At 57.4% G+C, this 25,566-nt stretch carries 24 protein-coding genes and 1 pseudogene; 13 read left to right on the top strand and 12 right to left on the bottom strand.

The features are described 5' to 3' along the window. Positions 1-74: 74 nt before the first annotated feature. From N5J69_RS07195 to fucO, 4 genes are all read right to left on the bottom strand, one after another. Positions 75-1,274 carry an MFS transporter gene (locus N5J69_RS07195; RefSeq protein ID WP_279769149.1) on the bottom strand — a complete coding sequence of 400 codons (1,200 nt, stop codon included), beginning with the start codon at positions 1,272-1,274 and terminating at the stop codon, positions 75-77. 173 nt (positions 1,275-1,447) lie between these two features. Beyond that, positions 1,448-1,618: a hypothetical protein gene (locus N5J69_RS07190; RefSeq protein WP_279769147.1), complete on the bottom strand. Its 171-nt coding sequence runs from the start codon at positions 1,616-1,618 to the stop codon at positions 1,448-1,450. A gap of 104 nt (positions 1,619-1,722) precedes the next feature. After that, complete coding sequence (locus N5J69_RS07185; RefSeq protein ID WP_279769145.1) at positions 1,723-1,896, bottom strand: GhoT/OrtT family toxin; 174 nt, start codon at positions 1,894-1,896, stop codon at positions 1,723-1,725. Positions 1,897-2,216: 320 nt separating this feature from the next. Further along, positions 2,217-3,365 carry a lactaldehyde reductase gene (gene fucO, locus N5J69_RS07180; protein ID WP_279769142.1) on the bottom strand — a complete coding sequence of 383 codons (1,149 nt, stop codon included), beginning with the start codon at positions 3,363-3,365 and terminating at the stop codon, positions 2,217-2,219. Between the two features lie 252 nt (positions 3,366-3,617). Between fucO and N5J69_RS07175 the strand changes: the two genes are divergently transcribed. Then, the gene (locus N5J69_RS07175) at positions 3,618-5,255 is read left to right on the top strand and encodes a dihydroxyacetone kinase subunit DhaK (protein WP_279769140.1); all 1,638 of its coding nucleotides are present in this window, start codon (positions 3,618-3,620) and stop codon (positions 5,253-5,255) included. Positions 5,256-5,269: 14 nt separating this feature from the next. Here the strand turns inward: N5J69_RS07175 and N5J69_RS07170 are convergent, their stop codons facing one another. After that, positions 5,270-6,148, bottom strand: coding sequence for a LysR family transcriptional regulator (locus N5J69_RS07170; protein WP_279769138.1), 879 nt, complete (start codon positions 6,146-6,148; stop codon positions 5,270-5,272). A 247-nt stretch (positions 6,149-6,395) separates the two neighbouring features. Here N5J69_RS07170 and N5J69_RS07165 point away from each other — a divergent pair, with 247 nt between their 5' ends. Beyond that, a complete protein-coding gene (locus tag N5J69_RS07165) occupies positions 6,396-6,944 on the top strand; it encodes a YbhB/YbcL family Raf kinase inhibitor-like protein (RefSeq protein ID WP_279769137.1) in 549 nt (182 codons plus the stop codon). 49 nt (positions 6,945-6,993) lie between these two features. On the opposite strand, the gene N5J69_RS07160 is transcribed toward N5J69_RS07165, so the two are convergent. After that, positions 6,994-7,860 carry an alpha/beta hydrolase gene (locus N5J69_RS07160; RefSeq protein ID WP_279769135.1) on the bottom strand — a complete coding sequence of 289 codons (867 nt, stop codon included), beginning with the start codon at positions 7,858-7,860 and terminating at the stop codon, positions 6,994-6,996. A gap of 176 nt (positions 7,861-8,036) precedes the next feature. Here N5J69_RS07160 and N5J69_RS07155 point away from each other — a divergent pair, with 176 nt between their 5' ends. Next, positions 8,037-8,627 carry an ABATE domain-containing protein gene (locus N5J69_RS07155; protein ID WP_279769134.1) on the top strand — a complete coding sequence of 197 codons (591 nt, stop codon included), beginning with the start codon at positions 8,037-8,039 and terminating at the stop codon, positions 8,625-8,627. A 50-nt stretch (positions 8,628-8,677) separates the two neighbouring features. Here the strand turns inward: N5J69_RS07155 and proP are convergent, their stop codons facing one another. Continuing rightward, the gene (gene proP / locus N5J69_RS07150; RefSeq protein ID WP_279769133.1) at positions 8,678-10,144 is read right to left on the bottom strand and encodes a glycine betaine/L-proline transporter ProP; all 1,467 of its coding nucleotides are present in this window, start codon (positions 10,142-10,144) and stop codon (positions 8,678-8,680) included. A 478-nt stretch (positions 10,145-10,622) separates the two neighbouring features. Between proP and N5J69_RS07145 the strand changes: the two genes are divergently transcribed. Genes N5J69_RS07145 through N5J69_RS07130 form a run of 4 tightly spaced genes read left to right on the top strand, consistent with a single transcriptional unit; the run spans position 10,623 to position 13,905 of the window. Next, entirely contained in the window at positions 10,623-11,642 is a 1,020-nt protein-coding gene (locus N5J69_RS07145; RefSeq protein ID WP_279769132.1) for an isopenicillin N synthase family oxygenase, read from the top strand. 22 nt (positions 11,643-11,664) lie between these two features. Next, complete coding sequence (locus N5J69_RS07140) at positions 11,665-12,468, top strand: MetQ/NlpA family ABC transporter substrate-binding protein (protein WP_279769437.1); 804 nt, start codon at positions 11,665-11,667, stop codon at positions 12,466-12,468. Next, positions 12,461-13,249: an ATP-binding cassette domain-containing protein gene (locus tag N5J69_RS07135; protein ID WP_279769131.1), complete on the top strand. Its 789-nt coding sequence runs from the start codon at positions 12,461-12,463 to the stop codon at positions 13,247-13,249. The genes N5J69_RS07140 and N5J69_RS07135 overlap by 8 nt, the downstream gene beginning before the upstream one ends. Continuing rightward, positions 13,237-13,905 carry a methionine ABC transporter permease gene (locus N5J69_RS07130; RefSeq protein ID WP_279769130.1) on the top strand — a complete coding sequence of 223 codons (669 nt, stop codon included), beginning with the start codon at positions 13,237-13,239 and terminating at the stop codon, positions 13,903-13,905. The genes N5J69_RS07135 and N5J69_RS07130 overlap by 13 nt, the downstream gene beginning before the upstream one ends. Positions 13,906-13,908: 3 nt before the next feature. Here the strand turns inward: N5J69_RS07130 and N5J69_RS07125 are convergent, their stop codons facing one another. Further along, positions 13,909-14,166: a hypothetical protein gene (locus tag N5J69_RS07125; protein WP_279769128.1), complete on the bottom strand. Its 258-nt coding sequence runs from the start codon at positions 14,164-14,166 to the stop codon at positions 13,909-13,911. A 40-nt stretch (positions 14,167-14,206) separates the two neighbouring features. Between N5J69_RS07125 and N5J69_RS07120 the strand changes: the two genes are divergently transcribed. From N5J69_RS07120 to N5J69_RS07110, 3 genes and pseudogenes are all read left to right on the top strand, one after another. Continuing rightward, positions 14,207-14,488, top strand: a complete 282-nt coding sequence (locus N5J69_RS07120; RefSeq protein WP_279769127.1) for a type II toxin-antitoxin system RelE/ParE family toxin — start codon at positions 14,207-14,209, stop codon at positions 14,486-14,488. Further along, on the top strand, positions 14,488-14,805 hold the full coding sequence (locus N5J69_RS07115; protein WP_279769125.1) for a HigA family addiction module antitoxin: 318 nt from the start codon (positions 14,488-14,490) through the stop codon (positions 14,803-14,805). Before N5J69_RS07120 ends, N5J69_RS07115 begins: the two co-directional genes overlap by 1 nt. 119 nt (positions 14,806-14,924) lie before the next feature. Beyond that, positions 14,925-15,402 (top strand): annotated as a pseudogene (locus N5J69_RS07110) (transposase domain-containing protein); the annotation flags it as partial. Positions 15,403-15,566: 164 nt separating this feature from the next. On the opposite strand, the gene malG reads toward N5J69_RS07110, so the two are convergent. From malG to malE, 3 genes are read right to left on the bottom strand one after another with little or no spacing between them, the layout of a single operon-like run. Then, the gene (malG, locus tag N5J69_RS07105; protein WP_013196178.1) at positions 15,567-16,457 is read right to left on the bottom strand and encodes a maltose ABC transporter permease MalG; all 891 of its coding nucleotides are present in this window, start codon (positions 16,455-16,457) and stop codon (positions 15,567-15,569) included. A 32-nt stretch (positions 16,458-16,489) separates the two neighbouring features. Continuing rightward, complete coding sequence (malF, locus tag N5J69_RS07100) at positions 16,490-18,016, bottom strand: maltose ABC transporter permease MalF (protein ID WP_279769123.1); 1,527 nt, start codon at positions 18,014-18,016, stop codon at positions 16,490-16,492. A 59-nt stretch (positions 18,017-18,075) separates the two neighbouring features. Next, positions 18,076-19,266, bottom strand: coding sequence for a maltose/maltodextrin ABC transporter substrate-binding protein MalE (gene malE / locus N5J69_RS07095; RefSeq protein WP_279769122.1), 1,191 nt, complete (start codon positions 19,264-19,266; stop codon positions 18,076-18,078). 362 nt (positions 19,267-19,628) lie between these two features. Between malE and malK the strand changes: the two genes are divergently transcribed. The 3 genes from malK to malM all read left to right on the top strand — a co-directional run bounded on the left by malK (position 19,629) and on the right by malM (position 23,120). Then, complete coding sequence (malK, locus tag N5J69_RS07090; protein WP_279769121.1) at positions 19,629-20,738, top strand: maltose/maltodextrin ABC transporter ATP-binding protein MalK; 1,110 nt, start codon at positions 19,629-19,631, stop codon at positions 20,736-20,738. A gap of 43 nt (positions 20,739-20,781) precedes the next feature. Beyond that, the gene (locus N5J69_RS07085) at positions 20,782-22,083 is read left to right on the top strand and encodes a maltoporin (protein WP_279769119.1); all 1,302 of its coding nucleotides are present in this window, start codon (positions 20,782-20,784) and stop codon (positions 22,081-22,083) included. Between the two features lie 98 nt (positions 22,084-22,181). Next, complete coding sequence (gene malM / locus N5J69_RS07080; protein ID WP_279769118.1) at positions 22,182-23,120, top strand: maltose operon protein MalM; 939 nt, start codon at positions 22,182-22,184, stop codon at positions 23,118-23,120. A gap of 367 nt (positions 23,121-23,487) precedes the next feature. On the opposite strand, the gene malQ is transcribed toward malM, so the two are convergent. Further along, a complete protein-coding gene (malQ, locus tag N5J69_RS07075) occupies positions 23,488-25,563 on the bottom strand; it encodes a 4-alpha-glucanotransferase (RefSeq protein ID WP_279769117.1) in 2,076 nt (691 codons plus the stop codon). Positions 25,564-25,566: the final 3 nt, after the last annotated feature.

Here is a 25,566-nt window from a genome sequence, read left to right as displayed (position 1 = left end):
GTTGTCGTTAACCGGCAATGCGTCTTGCATCTGCAACCGGCCAGTCAGTGGTTATGAGTCGTTGAGCCATATTTTCAGCTGATGGGTTTTGACTGGGCAGCCAGGGGTGCCAGCAGCATCTGCAACAGGCTCAGCAGCACCAGCACGCTAAAGGGCAGCGTCCAGTTACCGCTCTGCTCATGGAGTACACCAAAGAACAGTGGGCCGAGCGCTGCCAGTGCATAGCCCACACACTGCGCCATCCCTGAAAGTTGCGAGGCCTGACGGTGATGGGTGGCCCGCAGATTAAACAGCGAGAGGCAGAGCACCAGTGATGCCCCTGCGCCCAGTCCGGCCAGTGTCAGCCAGACCACCGCCCATTGCGGATGAAGCAGCAGACCTGACATACCGAGGAAAATACCCGATGAAGCAATAAACGCGGTCAGCCGGGCATCTTTCACCCGCTTCAGCGCAACCATACAGCCCAGGTTCGCGATGATAGCAATCGCCTGATACCAGAACAGCAGCCAGCCTGCATGCGTCTGAGTGAAGCCATTGTCCTGCGCAAATACGGCAAACCAGTCGATCAGGGTATAAAAGGCCAGCGATTGCAGTGCCATAAACAGGGCGATTTGCCAGCCACCGGCCGATCGCCACGCATGACGTTGTGCCACAGGCGCTTCAGCCGCCGCTGAGGGTGATGGCCGCTGACGTAAAAGCGGCAGCCAGGCGAGCAGCGCGACCACTCCCGGCAGCGCCCAGACGACCAGCGAGAGTCGCCATCCTGCTGATGAGATCTGGCCCAGCGGCACGGCAATACCCGATGCCAGGCTGGCGGTAATCGACATGGTAGCGGCATAAAGTCCGATGTATCTGGCGGTATGGGCAGTGAAGTCGCGCTTAATCAGCGGCGGCAGCAGGACGTTCGCGGCGGCAATGCCTGCGCTCAGTAACAGCGTTCCGATCCATAACGCCGCTTCAGCGGGCAGCCAGCGCAACAGGGATCCGGCTGTGATCAGACAGAGCGCACCCCATAAACTGCGTTCCAGCCCGATGCGATTGCCCAGCCAGGCGGCGGGTGGAGCAAGCAGGGCGAACAGCATCAGCGGGATAAAGTTAAACAGGCCTGCTTCACCGGCACTGAGGCCAAAAGTCTGGCGGATATCCTGCAGAACCGGGCCAACGGCGGTAATGGGTGCGCGAAGATTAGCCGCGGTGAGCAGCAGGACGAACAGAAAAAAGGGGGCGCTGGAGAACGCAGCGAGAGGTTTAGCTTGCTGTTGTACAGGCATCATGGCAGGGATCATCACATGCAGCAGTGCTGCGGGGGCGTTGGTTGACGTTAACGCTTACGCATCAGAATTGATGTCTGCGCGCTACTTTACTGACCGGTTAGCAGCCTGTAAAGCCTTGTTATGCGATGAAATAGCGCAATTGCGATCCCGCAGCACCGATTACCGTATTCAGGCTAGTGGAACTCAGGTTCCGGGAAGTGACCGCAGTCGTTCTGGCTGGGATTGGAACCGGGCTGGCAGGTCTGCTGCCGGGTTTCGGCCGCAGGAACCGGTTTTTCAGCGTGCCACGGGGCACCGCAGGCACTGAGAAGAGAACTGAGAATGATCACACAGACTGTGCGCATAGCCGCTCCTTATTAACCGTCATGAGTAGGGTCACGTCGGTGATCGGCGGTTGGCAGGTCAGGGACGTCTTACCTGAGTGTGGTCGCTAAGGGGATAATGTCAATTAAAACAGGGCAAACATCAGCGCAACGGGAAAACTCATCGGCCAGGTCGCACCCACCAGAAAGGCACTCAGCAATTTGATGCTCAGCTTATCTTTCGCGATGAAGAAAGTGATCAGTGTAGCGACCAGTGCAACAACGGCATAGAAAACGAGCATACCCTGGTACAGTGTCATTAATATCTCCGCAGCGTCATAGGGGTTTTCGCTGCGCATGATGCGGATTTTTGTGATCCAGATCAAGTACATCAGGGTTTAGCATCTAAAGAAATTATCGGTCAGTGCGGCTGATTTGCCCTCTGGCATCCAGGAGGATAACCGGCGATTTCAGGCTGAAAATGTGCCGGAAAAAGGGGGGCGAAGCTGTGCGGATGCGGCGATCGTGACTCTGTCACCCCTGGCGAAAGAATTCAGACACACCGTTGCCAGAACGTAAAAAAGCCCGCCAGAACGGGCGGGCCAGACATCTGCTGTGCATCACTTCACAGCATGTTCGTTTAACTCTGACGGTAGAGCGCCATCACGTCGTCCAGATCAGGCGTGCGGGTATTACCGCCGGTACAGACATCATCCAGAGCCGCCTGTGCCAGTGCAGGAATGTCTGCTTCCTGCAAACCGACCTCGCGCAGCGAACGGGGAATGCCCACATCGCGACAGAGCTGACGAACCGCGGCCACAGCCGCTTCCCGCGCCTGATCAAGGGACAGCGTATCGACCTGTTTCACACCCATTGCCCGGGCGATATCGCGATATTTCTCGCCTGTGGAGGCGGCATTCCACGCCATCACCTGTGGCAGCAGTATGGCGTTCGCCACGCCGTGCGGGACGTTATAAAAGGCACCCAGCGGATGAGCCATACCGTGCACCAGACCCAGCCCGACATTTGAGAAGCCCATACCGGCCACATACTGCCCTAACGCCATCTGCTCAACCGCCTCAATACTTCCCGCCACGGATTCACGCAGCGACTGGCTGATAATTTCAATGGCTTTGAGGTGCAGCATGTCAGTCAGGGTCCAGGCCCCCCGCGTGATATATCCTTCAATCGCGTGCGTTAAGGCATCAATACCGGTGGCCGCTTTCAGTGAGGCGGGCATACTCGCCATCATCTCCGCATCAATAATGGCGACTTTGGGAATATCGTGCGGATCGACGCAGACAAACTTGCGACGATTCTCTTCGTCGGTGATCACATAGTTAATGGTGACTTCTGCGGCGGTGCCCGCCGTGGTCGGGATAGCAATGATTGGCACGCACGGATGGCGCGTTGGACTGACGCCTTCCAGACTGCGAACATCTTCAAATTCAGGATTGTTAATAATGATACCAATCGCTTTGCTGGTGTCCTGCGGTGAGCCGCCGCCGATGGCGATCAGGTAGTCAGCCCCTGATTCTCTGAACACGGCAACGCCCTGCTGCACCACCCGGATGGTCGGGTTCGGCACGACCTCATCATAGACTGACCAGGCAAGCTGATGCTGTTCCAGCAGGTCAGTGACCCGCTTTAGCGCACCAGCCGCAACCAGCGCTTTGTCGGTGACAATAAGCGCTTTACGCATCCCGCGACGCTGTACCTCTTCCGGCAAATGACGCAATGCGCCAGCACCAAACCAGGCGGTTTCATTCAGAATCATACGTTGGGTCATTAAAACATCCTCTGTTAACAAATGTCTCTCTACCATCCGTGATCTGCTGTTCAGGTTCTGCGCATGACCTCTCAGTTTCAGGTAAAGACATTTGATAAAAATCAATCAATTAGCAAATAATATGGCGCACATTTCATTCAGGCTCTGCGTTCGTTTGACGGGACTGCGGTGAGCGGCGCTGAATTATGCTCATCGCCCGTTGTGTGCAACACTTCTTCATCACCAACCCATCTGCCCATGAGGAATGAAGACATGACCCGATTCGTAATGAATAAAAAGGATGATCTCGTCGACAGCGCGTTAGATGGCATGATTTACGCCAGCCCGTGGCGCAATCTGGTGCGTCTACAGGTCGATCCACACATCCGCATCGTGATGCGCAAAGACTGGCAAAAACAGCAGGTCGCGCTGATTTCCGGTGGCGGCTCCGGTCATGAACCTGCCCATGTTGGTTTTATTGGCAAGGGAATGCTGACGGCGGCCGTGTGTGGTGATGTGTTTGCCTCTCCCAGCGTGGATGCGGTTTATAACGCCATCATCAACATGACCGGTGAAGCGGGCTGTCTGCTGATTGTGAAAAATTACACCGGCGATCGGCTTAATTTTGGCCTGGCGGCCGAAAAGGCGCGTAATGCAGGGTACAGCGTCAACATGGTGGTGGTCGGCGATGATGTCGCCTTACCGGATAATCCTCAGCCACGCGGCGTAGCGGGGACGCTGCTGGTGCATAAAGTGGCAGGGTTTGTCGCGGAACGTGGTGAGGATCTGGCGGCGGTAACGGAAGCCGCAGAGGCCGCCAGTCGTGCTATCGCCACCATGGGTGTGGCGCTCTCAAGCTGTCATCTGCCGGATGAACAGACCGGCCAGCGGGTGCCCGACGGCAGCGTCGAAATGGGATTAGGTATTCACGGTGAGCCGGGTGTTGACGTCATGCAGACGCAAAACAGCCAGCAGATTGTGCAACATCTGCTGGAGAAGGTGATGCCGGACAACGATCAGCCCTGCGCGCTGTTGGTGAACAACCTTGGCGGAATGTCAGCGCTGGAGATGAGCCTGGTCACACGTGACCTGATTGAGTCGCCGCTCAGCCGGGGAAGTAAGTATCTGATTGGCCCGGCACCGCTGATGACCGCGCTGGACATGAAGGGTTTTTCAGTCACCTGTATGACGCTGACCCCGCTGTTCGAAGAGGCGATTTGCGCCCCGGTTGAGGTGTCCGGCTGGGTTCAGGCGGTTAAGATCACCTCGCTGGAGCCGGTGAAGGCAACCAGGGAGGCAACAGCCCATCCGGTACAGCCCTCCAATAACCCCGTGGTGGCTGCGTTTGTTAACCGCATTTGTGAAACCCTGATCGCCAGCGAAAGCGAGCTGAACAAACTTGATGCCAGGGTGGGTGACGGTGATACCGGTTCGACCTTTGCCGCTGGCGCGCGTCAGATTCAGCGTGAATGCGCAGATAACCAGCTGCCGCTGGATAATTTGCCCGATCTGCTCGCGGTAACCGGGGAGCGACTGGCAACGGTAATGGGCGGTTCCAGTGGCGTGCTGATGGCTATTTTCTTTACTGCCGCCGCGCAGCAGCTGTCGGCAGGGGATGCGTTGCCCGTCGCTTTACAGCAGGGTCTTGAAAAGATGATGCAGTATGGCGGAGCAAAACCCGGCGATCGCACATTGATTGATGCACTGCAGCCAGCCATAGAGGCTCTGGTGGCGGGCAACACGCTGGCCGCAGCGGCCGATGCGGCACAACAGGGCAGCGATGCTACCGCCAGTATGGGGAAAGCAAAGGCAGGGCGATCGTCTTATCTTAACAGCGCGAATCTGAATGGCGTGCCCGATCCGGGTGCGGTCGCGGTCGCCCGGGTCTTTGCGGCGTTAAAACAGCGTTAAGCCAGCTGGCGCAATCACGGCGCTAAACGCGTCTGTAAAAAAGCCAGCAACTGGCGGTTTACTTCGCTGCGCTGACGATGCTGCGGGTAGACCGCATTCAGGGAGAGCGGCGGGGGCTGGAAGCCATCCAGTACCCTCACCAGTTCCCCGCGTTGCAGAGCTGTCTCAACGATAAAGGCGGGTAACAGCACCAGCCCCAGACCCGCCAGCGCGGCATCACGCAGCACTTCGCCATTGTTACTTACCATCGGCCCCTGAACCGCCAGCCATTTCGGCTTGCCATTAACCTGCAGTTCCCAGCCATTCTGACCTTCCCGCCCGTAGCGCAGACAGGCGTGTTGCAGCAGCTCCTCGGGCTGCTGCGGCGTTCCGGCCCGCTTCAGGTAGCGGGGACTGCAACAGATTACCCGCTTCAGCTCACCCAGCGGGCGGGCAATCAGCGTGGAATCTGCCAGAGTGCCAATGCGGATCGCCATATCCACCCCTTCGCCAATCACATCGACATAGCGGTCAGCCAGCTCAATCTGAAACTGCAGGGAGGGATGGTGGCTCAGAAACTCAGCAATCAGGGGTGACAGGTGACTCATGCCAAACGACATCGGCAGATTGATGCGGAAGGTGCCGCGCAGCGCCTGCTGCTGCTCTGACACCGCCAGTTCCGCTTCCTGAATCTCATCCAGAATACGCTGAGCATGCTGCGCAAACAGCAGACCCGCATCCGTCACTGACAGCTTACGGGTATTGCGTATCAGCAGCCGTGCGCCTAATGACGCTTCCAGCGCAGCCATGCGACGGCTGACATACTGTTTCGATAACATCAGTTGCTCAGCGGCTGCGGTAAAGTTGCCAGCATGCATTACCGCGACGTAAATCCGAAGATCTTCAATCTGCATAGTGTCCCCTTATCGGTGACAGTGACGGGAATTCAGGCGAATAGTCAGCCGCAGGGGTTAACTTATATCGGGTAATGCGTCACAGGGCAACGCGTCAGCTCTCTCAGCCAGGATCAGAGATTTACCGTTTTGCGAGGTTTAACGGGCGGTCAGCCGGGTTAATCGCGTTAAAGCCGTTATAGTAAACAGGCAGCGATGCAATCCATCCGTAACTGATTAAACGGGTTAACCTGATAAGGAGTAGCTGGTGAAAAAATTACTCTGTGCAGCGGCGCTGGCCGTTTTGCCACTGTCCACGCTGGCGGCGTCGGTTTTTACGCTGCAATCTCAGGATTTCAGCGATAACGCGCTACTGGATAAAAAATTTGCCGGGGCCAATAAAAGTAATCCTTCCTGTGTCGGTGAGAATATCTCTCCCGAGCTCAACTGGTCTGCCACGCCTGCGGGCACCCGCAGCCTGGCCCTGCTGATGACCGATCCGGTTGGGGCCAAAGGGCTGGGCGTAACACATATGGTGGCCTACAACATTCCCGCCAGCCGCACGTCGTTTGCGCAGGGTGCTCTGACACAGGGCAGGGATTACACCGGAGGAAAAAATACGCCGGGGACACGCCACTATTACGGGCCTTGCCCGCCCGCAGGCAGCGGGCTGCATCACTACAACTTTGTGCTGATCGCCACCGATTTGCCGGTGGGCCAGCTGAAACCGGGGCTAACCCAGGCAGAACTGGTAGCGCAGCTGAAAGGTCATGCGCTGGGCGCGGCCAGCACGGTCGGCCGCTTCAGCAACGAATAAGCATTAAGTGTGCAGAGTCAGCCTGCAGACTGACTCTGCACCCGGCAAATCAGTCGCTACTGAACATCTCACGGATGCGCATCGCGATGTGATCGGTATGGGTCTCCAGCGCAAAGTGGCCGCTATCCAGCATCTCGACGACCGCCTGCGGGTTATCACGCTGCCAGGCCATTGCGCCCGGTGGAATAAAGAAAGGATCGTGTTTGCCCCAGATGACCAGCGTCGGGACCTGCTGCTGGCGAAAGAACGCCTGAAATTCCGGGTAGCGCGTCAGATTGCTGGCGTAATCAAGAAACAGCGCCTGCTGAATGGCTTTGTTTCCGGGGCGCTCCATCAGCAGCGTGTCCAGCGTATAGCTTTCCGGGGCGATCTGCTGCGGATCGCTGACCCCATGCAGATACTGCCACTTTACCCCGTCGGCCGTCAGGATAGTGTCGCGTATCACCTTACCGTTTGCCTCGCTAGGATCTGCCCAGTAAGCGCGAACCGGGGCCCAGGCTTCTCCTAATCCCTCCAGATAGGCATTACCGTTTTGCGATATCAGCCCGCTGACGCGTTCCGGGTAGGCCAGTGCCAGGCGCAGACCTGCCGGTGCGCCATAGTCGAAAACGTACATTGCATAACGTTTTAGCCCCAGTGCATCGACAAAGGCGGTCAGCGTCTGTCCCAGCGCGTCGAAGGTCCAGGCGTAGTTACGCTCAGCGGGGACGTCAGTAAAACCAAAGCCGGGCATGTCGGGCGCAATGACATGGAATTTATCGGACAGCAGCGGGATGAGATGACGGAACTGATGAGAAGAGGTGGGGAAGCCGTGCAGCAGCAGCAAGATCGGCAGCGAGGGATCGCCCGCTTCGCGGTAAAAGATAGTGATGCCGTCGGCCTGCTGATAACGGTATGAAACAGATTGTGCGCGCATAACATGCTCCTGTAACTGTTAAAGTGGTGTTTATGGGGTTACATGAACTGATTATGTCGCGTTTATGTAACCTGTCAAACTAATTTTTAGCGGTTACAAAAGGCGTGTGTAACTACTAAATCGCTTTTTTATCAGTTACAGTAGCGTCAGACGCTTTGAATGAGGGAGGCGATATCATGGCGGAAACGCACGTTCAGACCGGCCAGGGGCCGTGGTTTCTGGCTGACCATCCGGCGCTGGATTTCATCAATACCGACGCTATCACGGAAGGCCAGCCGCACGATTTCTGGCAAACCGATCAGGATGTTGACGCGTGGCTGCAGCAGGCCGGACTGCGCGCCGACGGGCCTGAACCGGAGCATGAGCCGGGCGCGCTGGTGCAGGCCGCACGGCAGCTTAGACAGCTTATTCGCGAGGCTGTGCAGCAGCACAAAGCGGGTGAGGGTGTTGATCTTCAGGCGCTGAATGACTGGCTGGGCCAGACGGCGAGCTATCTGCAACTGAGCGGGGAGCCGGGAGCGCTGACCTTCAGGCGGATCTATCCAGGCCAGAGCGTGAAGCAGCAGCTGGGAAAAGTTGCGGAACAGGCTGCGATGCTGCTAACGCAGGAAGACTTCAGCAGAGTCCGCGCCTGTGAACATCCCGCCTGCGCCCTGTGGTTTTACGATCGCACTAAAGCACATCGCCGCCGCTGGTGCAGCATGGCGCTGTGTGGCAATCGTGCGAAAGTCGCACGCTTCAGGGCTGTGAAATCAAAGGGGGAGTGAGTCCCGGCGGCAGATAAAAAAACACCCTGCAGAGCAGGGTGTCAGAGGGGTTATTTCGCCGCTGTCGCTGAAGGCTTGTGCCGGTTACGCAGCTTGTCGATAAGCCGATGCGCTTCCGCTTTTGTCGCCACCGCCGGTGATGAACCGGTCAGTGGCTGACGCGCCGTTTCCCGCACGGTCAGGATGGTCAGCAGGCCAATCACGCCTGCGCCCATCATGTAGTAAGCCGGCATCATGTTGTTTTTGGTGGTATCTACCAGCCACGCAGTAATCAGCGGTGTCGTCCCGCCGAACAGCGACACCGACAGGTTAAAGCCGATAGCCAGTGCGCTGTAACGAATATCAGTCGTAAACAGGGCTGGCAACGTCGAAGGCATGGTGCCGCTGAAGCAGGTGTGCAGCACGCCCAGAATCAGCAGGCCGCCAAAGACTGCCCACATGTTACCGGAGCCAATCAGCATAAAGCTCGGGATGGCGAGCAGGATCAGACCCACAGCACCAAAGCCAATGACCGGACGACGACCAATACGGTCAGTCCAGCGACCCCACAGCAGCGTCAGCGGCATCATCACGAACATCGCCACCATCACCAGCAGCAGGCCACTTAACTCGGGCAGACCCAGCACGCCAGTCAGGTAACTTGGCATGTACGAGGTCAGCATGTAGTTCGAGACGTTGAACAGCAGAACCAGACCGATACATTTCAGCATGGGCGCACGATACTTGCTCAGCATCTGCATCAGCGTCAGACGCGGCTTACTCTGTTCCAGCGCTTCCTGCTTCTCCATGTGCTGCTGGAATGCCGGGGTCTCTTCCAGCTTAAGACGGACATACAGACCGAACAGACCCAGCGGCGCAGCGATAAAGAACGGCACGCGCCAGCCCCAGGACATCATCGCCTCATTCGACATCACGGTGGTCATCACGGTAACCAGGCTGGCACCCAGCAGGTAACCGCCAATCGTGCCGAACTCCAGGAAGCTGCCCATAAAGCCACGGCGTTTATCGGTGGAGTACTCCGCAATAAAGGTTGCGGCACCGCCATATTCCCCGCCGGTTGAGAAGCCCTGAATCAGACGTGCCACCAGCAGCAGAATCGGGGCCATGATCCCTATCGAGGAATAGGCCGGGATCAGCCCGATGCAGAATGTCCCGATGGACATCATGATCATCGTCATCGCCAGCACTTTCTGTCGGCCGATGCGATCACCCAGGGGACCAAACACCAGACCGCCAATTGGCCGCACGAGGAAGGCCGCCGCAAACGTACCAAAGGTAGCGATCAACTGCACCGCGTTATTGGCATCCGGGAAAAAGACTTTGCCGATAATCACGGCAAGATAGCTGTATACGCCAAAGTCGAACCATTCCATCGCATTACCCAGCGCCGCTGCGCCAACGGCACGCTTCAGCATGTCGTTATCAATAACGGTAATGTCGTCAACAGTCAGCTCTTTAGACTTCCTGTTCCAGAAATGTTTCTTTGGGTGGTCAGACGATGAGTTTCTGGTGTCCATATTCTCCTCAGGTACATCAATGAAGGAGTCTTATAGCTTTCGCAGCCGCAAATCAATGTTCAGAAGAAACCGTGGAAATGAAAGCTATAAGAAGCCGAAAAATTTTTTAAGTGAAGCGGCAGAAACCGCAGCCGGTAAACCTTAGACTACGATTGTAAGGTTTTGCAAGTTTTCAGCCGAAATAACTGCCTTTACTGACAAATCCAGCACGCTGCACTTATTCATGCCTGCTTACGCTGATAAACATTTTGTCATATCGCCCCATCATGGCGCTTTTATAGCCGGAGCAGTTTCAGGCGAATAACGATGAAATGACTCCCGAATAAAGAGGTCAGAGGTACAGAGTAATCGGTGGCGCTCTGCCAGAATCCTGGTGGGATATTTCCATCCAATGCATATCCATAGCAGGATTAGTTGGTAGTTAAGGCATAACTGAAATGGCAATGTAAAACGATTCTATGCCACCCGAGTGTCAGACATGAGCGCGTTAACCCCATCAGCATTGCCGGTCATTGATTTCGCATTATTGTCAGGTCATCAACAGCAGCAGCGACAGGTTCTGGAAAAATTAAGCCAGGCTGCGCGTGATGTCGGTTTCTTCTATTTAATTAATCACGGTATCGAGCGTGAACTACTGGATGAGGTTCAGCGGGTCGCACGGAAATTTTTTGCCCTGCCGCAGGCGGACAAAACCGCAGTCGCAATGGCCAATTCACCGCATTTTCGTGGCTATAACCTGCCCGGTGTGGAAATCACCCGCCGCCAGCCCGACTATCGTGAGCAGTTCGATATTGGTGCGGAACGTGAGGCACTTCCTGTTACCGCTGACTCCCCGACATGGCAACGGATGCAGGGGCCGAACCAGTGGCCTGACGCCTTACCTGAACTGCAAACCGTGGTGACCCACTGGCAGCAGCAGATGACCGCAGTCGCGCTGGAGCTGCTGCGCGCCTTTGCCGAAGCGCTGAATCTGCCACGCAACGCCTTCGATAACCTCTACGGCGACTATCCCAATGAACATATCAAGCTGATTCGCTATCCGGGCCGCACCGGCGGTGAGTCACGTCAGGGCGTAGGCGCACACAAAGATTCGGGCTTTCTGACCCTGTTATTACAGGATGACCAGCCGGGCTTGCAGGTTGAAGTGACGCCGGACAACTGGATCGATGCCTCCCCTTTGCCGGGCGCGTTTGTGGTCAATATTGGCGAACTGCTGGAGCTGGCGACCAACGGTTATCTGCGCGCAACGGTGCATCGCGTGGTGTCGCCGCAGCAGAACAATGAGCGCTTATCCATCGCTTTCTTTCTTGGCGCACAGCTCGACGCCGTCGTGCCAGTTTACGCGCTTCCCCCGCAGCTGGCTGAGCTGGCCCAGGGACCCAGCAGCGATCCGCATAACCCGCTGCTGCGTGAAGTGGGCTGGAACTACCTCAAGGGCCGGCTGCGATCGCACCCGGAAGTCGCCCAGCGTTTCTATCCTGAACACAATACCCACTGATAACGATAAGAGATAAATGATGATGATTAAAAAGCGCTTTCTGGTTCTTGCCGGTCTTTCTCTGCTGATTGCTCAAGGTTTACAGGCGGCACCGCTGCGCGTGGCGGCCGATCCGCTGCCGCACGCGGAAATCCTGGAATACGTTAAAACGCTGGACCCGAAACTGGATATTAAAATTGTTGAGCTGAGCGGAGGCGTGAATGCCAACGAACTGCTGGCATCCGGGGATGTCGATGCCAACTACTTCCAGCATCTGCCCTATTTAAAAGATCAGGAGAAAGCGCTGGGTAAAACCTTTGCCGTCGTCGCCAGCGTGCACATTGAACCGCTGGGAATTTATTCACGCAAAGTGAAATCGCTCGCGGCGCTGCCAGAGGGTGCCCGCATTGCCGTGCCGAACAACACCACCAACCTGAGCCGTGCGCTCTGGCTGTTGCAGGATAAAGGCGTGATTAAACTCAAAGCGCAGGGCGAGGCGGGTTCCACGCGGGTGACGCCTGAAGACATCAGTGAAAACCCGAAGAAAATCAGGATCGTTGAAATTGAATCGCCGCAGCTGCCACGTTCGCTGGATGACGTTGATGCCGCCGTTATCAACGGCAACTACGCGCTGGAAGCAGGTCTGAACCCGGCAAAAGATGCGCTGGGACTGGAGTCCGCAGCGCATAATCCTTACGCCAACCTGCTGGTGACCACGCCTGAACTGGAAAAAGATCCGCGTGTGGTTCAGCTTGCAAAAGATCTGCGCTCGCCGCAGGTGGCGGCCTTTATCCGCAAGACGTATCAGGGCTCTGTGATTCCCGTTGCGGACCCGCAGCATGATTAAACTCAGCCATCTCAGTAAACACTACGCTGGCGCATCTTCGCCAGCGCTGGACGCTATCTCTCTGACCATCGAAGAGGGCACCATTTTTGGCATCCTGGGCCGGAGCGGGGCGGGCAAAAGTACCTTACTGCGCTGCCTGAACCGGCTGGAGCAACCGTCCAGCGGGCGGGTTGAGATTGACGGACAGGATCTCGCCGCGATGAACCTGACACAGTTGCGTCAGCAGCGGCAGCAGATGGGAATGATCTTTCAGCACTTCAATCTGCTGCATTCCCGTAACGTGCAGGACAACGTCGATCTGGCGCTGGAGATTGCGGGCGTGCATAAAACGGAACGCCGCCAGCGGGTCGCTTCGCTGCTGAAACTGGTTGGGCTGGCGTCCTTTGCGACAGCCTGGCCGTCGCAGCTTTCCGGTGGACAGAAACAGCGCGTCGGCATCGCCCGTGCGCTGGCGGCGCGACCCCGCTATCTGCTGTGCGATGAGGCCACCAGTGCGCTGGATCCCGAAACCACGACCTCGATTCTCGACCTGCTGGCCGATATTCAGCAGCAGCTCTCTATCACCATTGTGTTGATTACCCACGAAATGGCGGTGGTCAAGCGCATCTGTCACGGCGCGGCGCTGCTGGAGAATGGCCAGCTGGTTGAGAGCGGCACCCTGAGCCAGATTATGGGACGCGAAGAGGGACGCCTGCGCAAAATGTTGCTGAAAGATGGCGAAGCAGACCGGGTGTTTATGGAAAAATATCAGCGTGAGGCATTAACCCGATGCGTAGCATGAGTCACGAACGCTTTCAGGCACTGCTGCTGAACGCCACAGGCGAGACGGTATATATGGTGCTGCTGGCAGCACTTTTCACGGTGGCGATAGGGCTGCCGGTGGGCGTGCTGCTGTTTCTGACCCGTTCCCAGGGCATTCTGCCCAATCGCGCCATTTCACTGCTGCTCAATGCGCTGGTCAATACCGGCCGCGCCCTGCCGTTTGTGGTGCTGCTGATTGCGCTGATCCCCTTTACCCGCCTGCTGGTCGGCACCACGCTCGGCAGCACCGCTGCGATTGTGCCGATTACGCTGGGCGCATTTCCCTTCTTTGCCCGCATCGTGGAAAACGCGCTGGATGAGGTCGATCGCGGCCGCATTGAAGCGGTGGTCTCAATGGGCGGAACCCTGTGGCATATCATCAGCCGTGTATTGCTACCGGAAGCGCTGCCCGCGCTGGTGGCGGGGATTACGCTGACGATTGTGATGCTGATTGGCTTCTCGGCGATGGCAGGGGTGGTCGGCGGCGGCGGCTTGGGCGATCTGGCGATTCGCTACGGCTATCAGCGCTTCGATAATCAGATTATGGCTGCCACAATTGTGGTGCTGCTGGCACTGGTCATGCTGATTCAGAAGCTCGGTGACCGCCTGGTGCGTTCGCTGGCTTATCGTCGTTGAGGATCAATTCGTGGGAGGATAAAAAACGTGCCGCGTTAAGTCGAACTCTATACGGCCCGCTTTCATCAACGGCAGTTTTGTCGAAATCGCCCGGATGCGGCATGCGACGTGGCCGGAGAAATTAACCGACGCGCGCAGCATATGAACCCCGATCAGCGTGTGATGAATTGCTGGGTGGTGCCAGATAAACTGGCGGCCCGGAATATCCTTTCTGCGGACACTGAAAAATGATAATAATGACTGTTTCGCGATAGGAAACATGTGATATCCTGTTTCTCAACGGGAAACACGGAGCCGAAAAGTGATTAAAAGCTGGAAGCATAAGGGATTACAGAAGCTGTTTGAAAAAGGCGATATCAGCGGCGTGCAGGTTAAGGACGTTGAACGCATCCGGCTTCGCCTGCTGGTCATTGATGAGGCGATTTCCACCGATGAATTCAAAAACTACCCGGGCTTTCGTTTTCATCCCCTGAAAGGCGACAGGAAAAACCTTTTTTCCATCACGGTCAGGGCTGACTGGCGCATCACTTTCGAATTCACGGACGGTGATGCTTATATTCTCAACCTGGAGGATTACCACTGATGAGCATGTTCAATCCCCCGCATCCGGGCGGCCTGATCACCGAGTACATTGAAGACAATAATATTGGCCTGCGCGTGCTGGCGAAAGAGCTGGGCGTGTCCGCTTCGGCGCTGAGCAAGGTCGCCAGCGGTAAGGCTTCTGTCAGTCCGGAAATGGCGGTGCGGCTGGAGGCGGGGCTGGGTATTGCGGCGCGTCTCTGGTTATCCATGCAGGCCGCCTGCGATCTGCACAAGGCGCGTGCCACTACCGACGTTTCAGGCGTACATCTGCACCCGGGGGTGCTGGGTACTCCTGCAGAGGAACGGCAGGGCAAATAATCCCCGCAGACCGCGCCATCTGGCGTCATGCCGATCAGTTAAGACAAAAATGATCGGTTGAACGATCTGGTGGCTGCGTGAAGATCCGTAATCTCTCATGGATGATTACGGATTTTTTTATGCTGCTCCGCAAAGCCCTTGATGCTGTGATTACATTCTCACTGAAAGGGTTTTCTGCTCTTTCCGACCTGCTTTCACCTGAACGCATTGAGGAATGCCTTGCCGATACCGGGGGTGTCACGGTGAGAAAGCGCCGCCTGCCCATGCAAATGATGGTGTGGGCCGTGACCGGCATGGCGTTCTTCCGCTCGGTTTCTATGGATCAGCTTGTTTCACACTTTGATATCGCTCTGCCCGGCAAACGTCCCTTTGTCGCACTGGAATGGCCTTACGCTGATGGCGGTGGACGGAAGGCTGTAGAGAACGCCGGACACGCCGGAAAATGTCGCCGCAGTCGGTCCCACGGCTAATGAACACGGCTGTTCTGACTGGCCATAGCTGCGGAGGGTTTGCCAGATGAAGATCACCAGCCACCTGCTGTCAGGCGTGGCCTTTGGCAGCGTCGCTAAAACCAGCGAAGTCGATCCTGCCGCCCGGCCAACGGCAGAGACACTGTCCGCAGGCGGTAAAAAAGAAGCCACAGCGTTATCCGCTGCGGCCTTCAAAAAAGCTTAACTGATAAGCTTCAGGCCCGAAGGCCGCCAAATCATTCAACCACAACAGGCGTTGTGTAAGCAGTGGCAACGTACAATGATGATCGTTTAGCCTTTTACCCCGCCCGCGGTTAAGCCGCTGACCAGCCAGCGCTGAGCCAGCAGGAACACCAGGGTAATCGGAATAGCGGAGAGCACCGCCGCAGCGGCAAAATCGCCCCACAGGTAGTTCTGCGGATTGAGATACTGCTGCATCCCTACCGCCAGGGTATAGCTGTTGACGTCGCGCAGCAGCAGTGAAGCGACCGGCACTTCAGTCACCGCAGCGATAAACGCCAGAATAAACACCACCGCCAGAATCGGCACCGACAGCGGCAACAGCACCAGCCGGAAGGCCTGCCACGGCGTTGCGCCATCCAGCGCAGCGGCCTCTTCCAGTGACCCGTCAATGGTTTCGAAATAGCCTTTAATGGTCCAGACATGCAGCGCAATGCCACCCAGATAGGCGAAGATCACCCCACCGTGGGTGTTGAGCCCGATAAAAGGCAAATACTGGCCAAGACGGTCAAACAGGGCATAGAGCGCCACCAGCGACAGCACTGCCGGGAACATCTGAAATATCAGCATGCCTTTCAGCAGGCTGGCACGACCGGTAAAACGCATACGGGCAAACGCATAGGCACAGGTGGTAGAAAGCGCCACAATGCCCAGTGCGCTGATGGCCGCAATCTTGATCGAGTTCCATAACCACAGCAGCACCGGGAAGGGCGGTGGTGTGACGCGGCCATCCGCGTGTTCCACGCTGAAACCCAGCGCCAGCCGCCAGTGCTCCCAGGAAATCTGCTCCGGAATCAGGCTGCCGGTGGCAAAGTTACCGGCACGCAGTGAAATCGCGATCACCATCAGCAGGGGAAACAGAATCGCGGCGATAAACAGCAGCAGCAGCAGATGCGTGGTCAGCAGACGCAGCCGTTGCGATTTGGGTTGTACCATAGCCATAACACCTCCTTAGTGCCTGATCCATCAGGCTATTAATCGAATTTCATCCGCGAGGCTTTCAGGTTAATCACTGCCAGCGCACCCACCAGCAGGAAAATCAGCGTGGCAATAGCAGCAGCCAGACCAAAGTCCTGCCCGCCGCCGCCTTCAAAGGCGATACGCCAGGTGTAGTTCACCAGCAGATCGGTATAACCGGCTGGCGTGGTGGTGCCGAGGCGATCCGGCCCGCCGTTGGTCAGTAACTGAACCAGCACAAAGTTATTAAAGTTGAAAGCAAAGCTGGCAATCATCAGCGGCATCAGCGGCTTAAGCAGCAGCGGCAGGGTAATCAAAAAGAAATTCTGCAGCGGGCCAGCGCCGTCCATCGCCGAGGCTTCATAAAGGTCGTCCGGTATCGCTTTCAGCAGCCCCATGCAGAGGATCATCATGTAGGGGTAGCCAAGCCAGGTGTTGACGATAATCAGCATGGTACGCGCCAGTGTCGGATCGCTGAACCAGGCGGGCTTCACGCCAAATAGCGCGCTGAGCATTACGTTAATCTCACCAAAGCTCTGGTTAAACAGCCCTTTGAAAATCAGAATTGAGATAAACGCCGGTACGGCATACGGCAGAATCAGCATCACCCGATAGACGGCTTTGCCGCGCAGCGCTTCCCACTGCACCAGACATGCCAGCACCATGCCCACCGCCACGGTCAGCACTACCGTGATCAGGGAGAAGAGCAGCGTCCAGCCAAATATCGCGAGGAAAGGCTTCTGAATCCCTTCGTCAGTAAAGACGCGGACGAAGTTTTTCCAGCCGGTATTCACGGTAAAGCCGGGACTCAAGGTCTCATTGCCCCAGGTATTGTCTGCGTTAATGGCCTGATAGAAGCCGGTCTGCGGATTGGCGCGGTAATGCGTGCCGCTCTGCTGATTAATCAGTTCATCGTGCGCGCCAACCCGATAGAGCGGCTGGGTGCCGGAGAACTGACGCAGCGAACTCATCCGCAGCTGACGGCCATCCGGCAGCTCAGCACGAATCTGGCCCAGCGCCTGACGATGGGTGGTGATGACCCTGAAAGTTGCACGCTCACCTGCAGGGCGTGTTTCAGGAACCATTTTCAGCGTCTGCTCTGCGCCAAATGCAAACGGCGCAGAGACAAAATCGGCGCGGCCATCATTCAGCACCAGCTGCCAGCGATCGCCCGCGGGATAGAGCGAAAAACTCACCGCGTCACCCGACTGAAAGGTGCGGCCCAGCAGCACCTGCTGCGCCCGCTCAAAGGTAAGCTGGTTCGTGCTGCTGTAGTTGGTAAAGGCGATGGCGATAGTGCAGGCGAGCGGGAACAGCACAAACAGCGCCATGCCTGCCACGCCAGGATAGACATAGCGCCACGCATAGGCGCGACGGTTCGCAAAAATCCACAGTCCTGTGGCACCGAGGATCAGCGTCAGCAGCGCAAACAGATATTCACCCTGCACGTACATCAGCACCAGCAGATAGCCGACCAGCAGACAGCAGATCCCGATCAAAACGCTTTTCAGCAGCAGACCGGGCGTTTTCGGTTTTCCTGACATGATGCGGTTTTCCTTTAACGGTCACTCAAGCCGGGTTGCCCCGGCTGCAAAAGGGAGAATTACTTCTTCAGACGGGCCTGGGCATCTTTCAGTGCAGCGTCAACGCTCTGACGACCGCCCAGCGCGTTCAGGGTGGCGGTGCGCATCGCGTACCAGAATGCCGCCATCTGCGGGATGTTTGGCATGATGTCACCCTGACGGGCGTTGTTCATGGTGGCGGCGATGCGCGGATCTTTCTCCAGCGTCTGCTGGTAAGATTTCAGCGCCACGGCACCCAGCGGCTTATCTTTGTTGACCATTTCCAGCCCGGAATCGGTCAGCAGGTAGTTCTCCAGAAACTCTTTCGCCAGCTCTTTGTTAGGGCTGGCGGCGTTAATCCCGGCACTCAGCACACCAACAAAAGCTTTCGATGGCTTTCCTTTCAGGGTAGGCAGTTCGGTCACGCCATAGTCGATACCGCTCTTATCGAGGTTGCCCCAAGCCCACGGGCCATTGAGGGTCATGGCGGTTTCACCCTTGTTAAAGGCCGCTTCAGCAATGGAATAATCGGTGTCCGCATTCAGGGTTTTCGCTTTAACCTGATCGACCAGGAACTGCATGCCCGCTTTAGCCCCGGCGTTATCGACGCCGACATCTTTCACGTCATAGTGGCCGTCGGTCAGCTTAAAGGCGTAGGCACCGCCAGCGGCCAGCAGCGGCCAGGTGAAGTAGGGTTCCTGCAGGTTAAACATGATGGCGCTTTTGCCTTTGGCGCGCAGTTGCTTGTCGAGAGCAGCCATCTCCTCCCAGGTTTTCGGCGGGTCTGGCAGCAGCTTTTTGTTGTAAATCAGCGACAGCGACTCTACCGAAATCGGATAGCCAATCAGCTTGCCGTCAAAGCGCACCGCGTCCCAGGTGAACGGGAAAATCTTCTCGCGGAAGCTGGCATCCGGCGTCACCTCAGCCAGCAAACCCGATTGCGCGTAGCCGCCAAACCGGTCGTGCGCCCAGAAGATAATGTCGGGACCATCGCCGGTTGCCGCGACCTGCGGATATTTCTCTTCCATTTTGTCAGGATGCTCGACCGTGACTTTGATGCCGGTCTCCTGCTCAAATTTCTTACCCACTTCGGCAAGGCCGTTATACCCCTTGTCACCGTTGATCCAGATGACCAGTTTACCTTCCTCGATTTTTGCCATCGCGCTGGCCGAAAAGAGCACGGCAGAGAGGGCAGAAAGGGCCAGAATTCTTGCTCCGGGTTTCATCGTCATAAATCCATCCTGTTAGCGGAAGTGGTGAATGCTCTGTCGGCATCATTCTGCGTATCCGCCAGCGCTTCTCATCCTCCTTTGCTCTACGCCCCAGACGTCATCGCTGTGATCGCACTGGCAAAAAGCGCCTGAAGCGCGTGCTGAAGCGGTAAAAAATCCTGCAGGTCTGCGTGAGCGATCACAAAAAAGTGCGGCAGCGCACGCTTCGCCGCATCAGCCGGGGTTTCTCCTCCTCCCGCCTCCTCCCCCAGCGGAATGCAGGGCGGTGGAGGATGTTAGCCCTTGTTTCCTCTCGCATAGTGAACCCCGGAACCCGTCTGCCGCTGAGCAGACACGAATATGCAGCTAAGAGGAAAGGGATCATGGCGAGCGTTGTGCTACGCAATGTCACAAAAGCCTGGGGCGATACGGTGGTGTCGAAAGATATCGATCTCACTATTCGTGAAGGGGAATTTGTTGTTTTCGTCGGCCCGTCAGGCTGTGGTAAATCGACGCTGCTGCGCATGATTGCCGGGCTGGAAACCATCACCAGCGGCGAGCTGTTAATCGGCGATCGTCGCATGAATGAGGTGCCGCCCGCCGAACGTGGCATCGGTATGGTGTTTCAGTCTTATGCGCTCTATCCCCATCTGTCGGTGGCGGAAAACATGTCTTTCGGGCTCAGGCTGGCTGGCGTGAAAAAAGCGGAGATCCATCAGCGCGTCAATCAGGTGGCAGAGATTCTGCAACTGGCGCACCTGCTCGATCGCCGTCCGAAAGCGCTCTCTGGCGGTCAGCGTCAGCGCGTGGCGATTGGCCGCACGCTGGTGGCGGAGCCGCGCGTCTTCCTGCTGGATGAACCGCTGTCAAACCTCGACGCAGCGCTGCGTGTCCAGATGCGGATCGAAATCTCCCGTCTGCACAAGCGCCTTAAGCGCACCATGATTTACGTCACCCACGATCAGATCGAAGCGATGACGCTGGCTGACAAGATCGTGGTGCTGGACGCCGGGCGTATTGCGCAGGTCGGCAGGCCGCTTGAGCTGTACCACTATCCCGCTAACCGCTTTGTCGCCGGGTTTATCGGTTCACCCAAAATGAATTTCCTGCCGGTCAAAGTGACGGCGACCGCCATCGACCAGGTGCAGGTGCGGCTGCCTAATCAGCAGCTGGTCTGGCTGCCGGTGGACAGCGCCGGGGTGCAGGTTGGCAGCAATATGTCTCTGGGTATTCGCCCGGAACATCTGCTCTCCAGTGATATCGCCGACGTTACCCTGGAAGGGGAAGTGCAGGTGGTGGAACAGCTGGGGCATGAAACACAGATCCACATCGAGATTCCCGCTATCCGTCAAAACCTGGTCTACCGCCAGGAGGACGTCGTGCTGGTAAAAGAGGGCGCCATCCTCGGTATTGGCCTGCCGCCCGAGCGTTGCCACCTGTTCCGCGAGGACGGGAGCGCGTGCCGCAGGCTGTATCAGGAGCCGGGTGTTTAGCCCTGCCTAAAACAATAAAAGCAATGACCTCAGGAGATAGAAAATGTTAACTCTGCGCAAACTCCCCATCGCCGTTGCCGTTGCGGTGGGAACCCTCTCCGCCCCGACAATGGCGGTTGATTTTACCGGTTACGCCCGTTCCGGCATTGGCTGGACCGGCAGCGGTGGTGAACAGCAATGTTTCCAGGCCACCGGCGCTCAAAGTAAGTACCGTCTGGGCAACGAATGTGAAACCTACGCCGAACTGAAATTAGGCCAGGAAGTGTGGAAAGAGGGCGACAAAAGCTTCTATTTCGACACCAACGTGGCTTACTCCGTGGCGCAGCAGAATGACTGGGAAGCAACCTCACCCGCTTTCCGCGAAGCGAACGTCAAAGGCAAAAACCTGATTGACGCGCTGCCAGGTTCCACCATCTGGGCCGGTAAGCGTTTTTATCAGCGTCATGACGTTCATATGATCGACTTCTACTACTGGGATATCTCCGGTCCGGGTGCGGGTCTGGAAGATGTGGATCTCGGCTTTGGTAAGCTCTCTTTCGCCGCAACCCGTTCGTCTGAAGCGGGCGGCTCTTACACCTTCTCCAGCGACCGTATCCGTGACTTCGCCACCAGCACCGCCAACGACGTGTTTGATGTGCGTCTGGCCGGTCTGGAAACCAACCCGGATGGCGTACTGGAACTGGGTGTGGATTACGGCCGTGCGAATGCGCGTGATGATTACCGTCTGGATGAGGGGGCCTCGAAGGATGGCTGGATGTTCACGGCGGAACATACCCAGAGCATGCTGAAAGGCTACAACAAGTTTGTGCTGCAGTACGCAACCGATGCGATGACTTCACAGGGCAAAGGCATGCCGCAGGGCACCAGTCTGAATAACAACGGTGACATGTACCGCGTGCTCGATCACGGCGCGATCTCCCTTGCGGAGCGCTGGGACCTGATGTACGTCGCCATGTATCAGAACATCGATCTGGACAACAATCGCGGCACCGAGTGGTACACCGTGGGTGTGCGCCCGATGTACAAATGGACGCCAATCATGAGTACGTTGCTGGAGCTGGGCTACGACAATGTGAAGTCGCAGCAGGTCAGCGATCGCAACGGCCAGTATAAAGTGACGCTGGCGCAGCAGTGGCAGGCAGGTGACAGCATCTGGTCCCGTCCGGCACTGCGTCTGTTTGCCACCTACGCCAAATGGGATGAGAAGTGGGGCTACAGCAAAGACACCTCCGGCGATCTCACTACCTTCGCCTCTGCTGATTCCACCGGTAACGGCATCCTGACTAACAGCCGTGGCAACAACGACGAAGTGACCTTCGGCGCGCAGATGGAAATCTGGTGGTAAACCTTTTCTGACAGACGCGGTTTCGCGCCTGATGGATCTTCCTGGTCGCGGTGTGCCATTGCCTGGTTCACACCGCGACCCGCAATAAGGTACGCATAATGAAAATGAAAAAACTGGCTGCACTCTGCCTGAGTGCGGCACTGTTGACAGGGCACGCCCTGCCTGCCCTGGCCGATGTGAATCTGGTGCCGCAGGATCTCTCCTCCGCACCGGTCGTCGCACCTGAATCACTGCAACGCCTGAACTGGCAGCCACTGGCGGCCTCACAGACCCAGACCACGACACTGGCAAACAGCGGCCAGACCCTCAACGCGCCGCATATCGCCGGGCCGGTCGCGGCTTACAGTCTGCCCGCGAATATTGGCGAACTCACGCTGACGTTAAGCAGCGAAGTGGCAAAGGGTCAGGTTTTTGCGCCTAACGTGCTGGTACTGGATGAAAATCTGCGTCCGGCGGCCTGGTTCCCCAGCCGCTACTTTACTTATCAGAAGCCCGGTGTGATGACGGCGGATCGCCTTGAAGGAGTGATGAAACTCACCCCGGCGCTGGGTCAGCAAAAAATTTACCTGCTGGTGTTCACTACCGACAGCGACCTGACTAAGACCACCACCCTGCTTGATCCGGCTAAAGCCTACGCGCAGGGCACCGGTCATGCCGTACCGGACATTCCCGATCCCATTGCCAGCCACAGTCGTGACGGCACGATTAAGCTGAAAATGCAGACCAGTTCCGGTTCATCAATTCTGGTCGGGCCGCTGTTTGGCTCATCCGGCCCAGGCGCGGTCACCGTGGGTAATGGCGCGCCGACATCAGCGTACAGCGCCGCGCCGTCACCCACGCCGGCATCCGCGCCCGCGCCAAAAGCGCGTGCGGAACCGATCATGCGCGACACCGAGAGTTACTTTAACCAGAAGATCACACAGGCGGTGAACAGCGGCAATATCGACAAGGCGCTGAAACTGCTGGATGAAGCCGAGCGGCTGGGTTCTACCACTGCGCGGCAAACGTTTATCAGTAGCGTTAAAGGCAAGGGGTGAAGCGGCCCCGACGCTACTGATGTTGTCCCATCTGGTGCGCTCAGGCGCACCTTTTTTTCGTCACGACAGGTAGTTTGAATCGTAACGGTACTGTTGCACGAGATGAAGACAAAGAGCCCGAAGAAATAACGGTATCTCCCACCACTGGTGCTGTGACGCGCGAGGGAATGACGGCTGTATTACGGCGATTATCGGTTTTGTCTCAGCAGGTAGAAGTTTGTGATATGAGACCGGTTTGTCTGATTAACGGACTAAACGTAACAATCCGGGAGCGGGTTGCCCGCAAATTACCCTGACAGGATTGACATTCAACTTAAAAAACCCCGGATACTTTCGGGGTGTGTTCTTTTTAACTTAAATGCCAGTCTTAACCACGCATCAGCCTTTTACGGCGTGCCGTCAGATCCCGTAACAACACGTCGGTTCCCGCATCGCTGAACAGTGTTTCGATATCAACGCTCAGCTTGCGTCGCCAGTTGGGATATTCGTCACTGGTGCCGGGGATATTGACCGGCGTGGCCATATCCAGCCAGTCCTCCGGTTGCAGACCCAGCAGGGCGCTGTGGCTGTCAGCCAGATAACGCTGCATCGCCCGGTTCAGGGCCTTACTCATTCCGGTGCGGCGTGCGTCGCGTCCGGCTCGTTTCGGCAGAGCACCCACCCGATGCAGACTGTTCAGCAGCGCCTGCTTCGCCCTGATTCGATCCTGATACAGCCCGGCCAGCACTACTTTGTCGGGATAGAGACCAAGTTGCGCGCCTGTGGTCAGGTCATCACTTTGCCACCAGCCGCGCAGCGTCGGGAGATCGTGAGTGGTGGCGACGGCCATCGCCTGGCGTGGCCAGCTGGCGGGCAGGCGAAAACCCGCGTCAGAGACCTGTTCGAACCAGAGCACTTTGTAGGAGTAAACCCCGCCATCCCGCAGCTTATCGACAATCGCCTCCGGTACGGTGCCCAGGTCTTCGCCAATCACCATACAGCGATGGCGCTGACTTTCCAGCGCCAGAATCGCCAGCAGATCGTCGATGGGGTAATGAACATAGGCACCGTGCATTGCACTTTCTCCGGCCGGGATCCACCACAGCCGCATCAGCGCCATCACATGATCAATCCGCAGCGCGCCACAGTGGCGCATATTGGCGCGCAGCAGGGCAATCCAGGGGTCCCAGGCGCGCTGCCGCATCACCTGTGGATCCATCGGCGGTAATCCCCAGTCCTGACCGCGGGGTCCGAGAATATCGGGCGGTGCTCCGATGCTGGCCTCCTTGCAGTAGAGATCGCGCTCGCTCCAGGTCTCTGCGCCACCCTGTGCGACGCCGACCGCCAGATCGCGATAAAGGCCAACGGGCATCTGCTGCTGCTGGCAATGGTTCCAGCAGCGTTCAAACTGCTGCGCCGCCAGCCACTGCAGCCAGAGCCAGAAGCGCACCTGATCCGGATGCTGCGCCAGGAAGGTCTGCACCGCCGGGCTGTCGGGATGCTGCAACGCCTCCGGCCAGACCGGCCAGCCCCAGCGCCCGCTATCCTGCGCTATCTGGTCGGCGTGCAGTGCATCAAACAACGCCTGATGCAGCAGGCTTTCACCCCCCTCACGGATAAAGGCATGGAAGGCCAGCACCTCAGGATCGGCGGTGTCACGCTGCGTAAACTGCGGCCACGCCAGGCGCAGCGCCTGAATTTTCAGCCGGGTCACCGCCGTATAATCGACCTCTTTTGCTGCACGAGCCTGCTCAAGCGTCTGCTGCGTCTCCGGCTGCTGCCACCAGGCCTGCGCGGCGGCACTCTGCCGGAAGTCAGAGACGGCGCTGACATCGATGTAGACGACATTGAGCCAGCGCCGGGACGACGGGCTGTAAGGGCTGGCGCTCTCCGGGCTGGAAGGAAACAGCGCATGCACCGGATTAAGCCCAATAAACGCGCCGCCGCGTGCGGCGACCTCCGGCAGCATCCGCTGCAGATCGCCAAAGTCACCCACCCCCCAGTTCGTTGCCGAGCGCAGGGTATAGAGCTGCACGCAGGCTCCCCACAAGGACTCACCGGCCTGCAGTGCCGGGGGTTCATAACAGCGGGCGGGTGCAATAATGACCCGGCACGACCACAGCTCTGCACCCTGTTGCAGCGTCAGCTGATGATAGCCTTCGGGCAGCGGCGGCAGATGCAGCGGCTGGGCGGGCTGGCAGCGACCAGAGCTGATGTCACCCGCCTCGCTGGTAAGATGCCAGTGGGCATCGTCATTCAGCTGTGGCGACAGGCTCAGCAGATCGCCGCTGCGAAAAATCACCACCGGTGGCAGCGGGGTACTCTGCTGGCGCGGTGTCTGCATTACCGCCAGCAAACGCTGGCGGGTCAGGGTCGGGATTGCCTGTGGCTTGCCGTGCGCATTGATGTACTCAGCGGCGATGCCTGCCAGGGAAAAATCATCCATAACCGGATCTGTTTTCATGGC

Source organism: Pantoea sp. GD03673, from assembly GCF_029844725.1.
GTDB lineage: Bacteria > Pseudomonadota > Gammaproteobacteria > Enterobacterales > Enterobacteriaceae > Pantoea.
The sequence above is the reverse complement of the archived record's forward strand: the minus strand, read 5'-3'. Positions and strand labels throughout refer to the sequence as shown.

Bases quoted from the DNA above. Each gene is read 5' to 3' on its own strand.
- N5J69_RS07160 (WP_279769135.1), bottom strand. From the start codon at position 7,860: ATGCGCGCACAATCTGTTTCATACCGTTATCAGCAGGCCGACGGCATC.
- malF (WP_279769123.1), bottom strand. From the start codon at position 18,016: ATGTCAGGAAAACCGAAAACGCCCGGTCTGCTGCTGAAAAGCGTTTTG.
- N5J69_RS07130 (WP_279769130.1), top strand. From the start codon at position 13,237: ATGCGTAGCATGAGTCACGAACGCTTTCAGGCACTGCTGCTGAACGCC.
- N5J69_RS07185 (WP_279769145.1), bottom strand. From the start codon at position 1,896: ATGACACTGTACCAGGGTATGCTCGTTTTCTATGCCGTTGTTGCACTG.
- malE (WP_279769122.1), bottom strand. From the start codon at position 19,266: ATGACGATGAAACCCGGAGCAAGAATTCTGGCCCTTTCTGCCCTCTCT.
- malG (WP_013196178.1), bottom strand. From the start codon at position 16,457: ATGGCTATGGTACAACCCAAATCGCAACGGCTGCGTCTGCTGACCACG.
- fucO (WP_279769142.1), bottom strand. From the start codon at position 3,365: ATGACCCAACGTATGATTCTGAATGAAACCGCCTGGTTTGGTGCTGGC.
- N5J69_RS07125 (WP_279769128.1), bottom strand. From the start codon at position 14,166: ATGTTTCCTATCGCGAAACAGTCATTATTATCATTTTTCAGTGTCCGC.
- malM (WP_279769118.1), top strand. From the start codon at position 22,182: ATGAAAATGAAAAAACTGGCTGCACTCTGCCTGAGTGCGGCACTGTTG.
- N5J69_RS07135 (WP_279769131.1), top strand. From the start codon at position 12,461: ATGATTAAACTCAGCCATCTCAGTAAACACTACGCTGGCGCATCTTCG.
- N5J69_RS07140 (WP_279769437.1), top strand. From the start codon at position 11,665: ATGATTAAAAAGCGCTTTCTGGTTCTTGCCGGTCTTTCTCTGCTGATT.
- N5J69_RS07190 (WP_279769147.1), bottom strand. From the start codon at position 1,618: ATGCGCACAGTCTGTGTGATCATTCTCAGTTCTCTTCTCAGTGCCTGC.
- N5J69_RS07115 (WP_279769125.1), top strand. From the start codon at position 14,488: ATGAGCATGTTCAATCCCCCGCATCCGGGCGGCCTGATCACCGAGTAC.
- N5J69_RS07195 (WP_279769149.1), bottom strand. From the start codon at position 1,274: ATGATGCCTGTACAACAGCAAGCTAAACCTCTCGCTGCGTTCTCCAGC.
- N5J69_RS07175 (WP_279769140.1), top strand. From the start codon at position 3,618: ATGACCCGATTCGTAATGAATAAAAAGGATGATCTCGTCGACAGCGCG.
- N5J69_RS07155 (WP_279769134.1), top strand. From the start codon at position 8,037: ATGGCGGAAACGCACGTTCAGACCGGCCAGGGGCCGTGGTTTCTGGCT.
- proP (WP_279769133.1), bottom strand. From the start codon at position 10,144: ATGGACACCAGAAACTCATCGTCTGACCACCCAAAGAAACATTTCTGG.
- malQ (WP_279769117.1), bottom strand. From the start codon at position 25,563: ATGAAAACAGATCCGGTTATGGATGATTTTTCCCTGGCAGGCATCGCC.
- N5J69_RS07085 (WP_279769119.1), top strand. From the start codon at position 20,782: ATGTTAACTCTGCGCAAACTCCCCATCGCCGTTGCCGTTGCGGTGGGA.
- N5J69_RS07145 (WP_279769132.1), top strand. From the start codon at position 10,623: ATGAGCGCGTTAACCCCATCAGCATTGCCGGTCATTGATTTCGCATTA.
- N5J69_RS07170 (WP_279769138.1), bottom strand. From the start codon at position 6,148: ATGCAGATTGAAGATCTTCGGATTTACGTCGCGGTAATGCATGCTGGC.
- malK (WP_279769121.1), top strand. From the start codon at position 19,629: ATGGCGAGCGTTGTGCTACGCAATGTCACAAAAGCCTGGGGCGATACG.